The organism is Streptomyces katrae (assembly GCF_000966975.1).
GTDB lineage: Bacteria > Actinomycetota > Actinomycetes > Streptomycetales > Streptomycetaceae > Streptomyces > Streptomyces katrae.
The window spans coordinates 1-1,134 of the sequence record NZ_JZWV01001683.1 but is presented as its reverse complement, the minus strand read 5'-3'; the positions used below and the strand labels follow the sequence as shown (position 1 = coordinate 1,134).

2 protein-coding genes and 1 pseudogene are annotated in these 1,134 nt (G+C 73.5%); all 3 read left to right on the top strand.

What is annotated here, in order from left to right:
• Nucleotides 1–155, top strand: a pseudogene (locus tag VR44_RS48215) (restriction endonuclease); the annotation flags it as partial.
• A gap of 117 nt (nt 156–272) precedes the next feature.
• Entirely contained in the window at nt 273–677 is a 405-nt protein-coding gene (locus VR44_RS40080; protein ID WP_045952625.1) for a hypothetical protein, read from the top strand.
• Nucleotides 674–1,134: hypothetical protein (locus VR44_RS40075; RefSeq protein ID WP_045952624.1), on the top strand; the 461-nt coding region annotated here is incomplete at its 3' end. The genes VR44_RS40080 and VR44_RS40075, both read left to right, overlap by 4 nt.

Below are 1,134 nucleotides of genomic sequence, written 5' to 3'. Positions count from 1 at the left end.
ACGTCGTCCTGGACGAAGCCGACCGGCGCCTGTCCGCTGCCCCGGATGGCACGGTGCTGTGCGCCCAGGGGCGGGCCCGCCTCATCCGCGCCCTCTACGAGCGCCTGGACCGCCTCACCGAAGCCGCCGTATCCGCGCCCGCCAAGGCCCTCTGAACCCGCCGCGCACCCGGACGAGACCTGGGGATCCTCGGGTGCGCGGCGTCGAACAGCACGACGGCCGGCCCAACCCGGGCCGGGCGAGCACCACTCGACACCGAGAGGGGCACCATCGTGACCACCGCAACCCTGGAGCTGCGCCGCTTCCTGACCATCACCGGCCAGCGCTTCAAGAACGGCCAGTCCGCGCCCGAGATGTTCTCCCCGGCCGTGGACGCCGCCTGGCACGACATGCTCGGCACCCCCGACTACGACGTCCTGTGCCAGGAGACCGCCGGCCAGCCGATCCGCCACGTCGCGAACAACGGCCACGGCCCGATCGCCTGGGTCGCCGCCTACGAGGCCGCGTACGGGCCGCTGCCGGACATCTGGTTCACCGACGCCCACGGCACCGTCGACGAGCAGGCCATCGCCCGCTACCGCGAGACCGGCACCGTGGTCGCCGAGTGGGACTGCGGCCCCGCCGGCGGCGACGGCGACGACCTCACCCCCGAGCAGCCCCCGACCCACCGCCCGTGAACCGCACCCGCACCAGCGCAGCGCCCCGGCCCACCGCCGGGGCGCTGCGCCTTGTCGAAGCCAGCACCACCGCTCCGGCCACGATCCACATCAGCGCGTACGTGCGACAGATGACCGCCCACTGCCCCTACTTGGCTCCCTCCCTCCAGCAGGGCCTGACGACCTGGACCGTGTATGGGGCTGAGGGCGATCCCGCGGCGGTGGAGGCGGAGCTGTTCCATGCGGGCGTCCAGGCCGCGGAGTGGCTGCGCCCGCTGCTGAACCGGCCGCACGGCAGCCTGCGGTGCGAGAACATCGTCCTCCTCGGCGACGCCCCCGGGGCCCGGCATCGTGACCTGCTGGCCTGGCCGCACTGGGTCCTGAAAAACCTCTACGGCCCCGTCGGGATCATGTTCGGCAAATTCCACGCGGGCGAGGAGGAAACCACCCGGGCCGGCGCCCGGATCCCGGCCGCCCC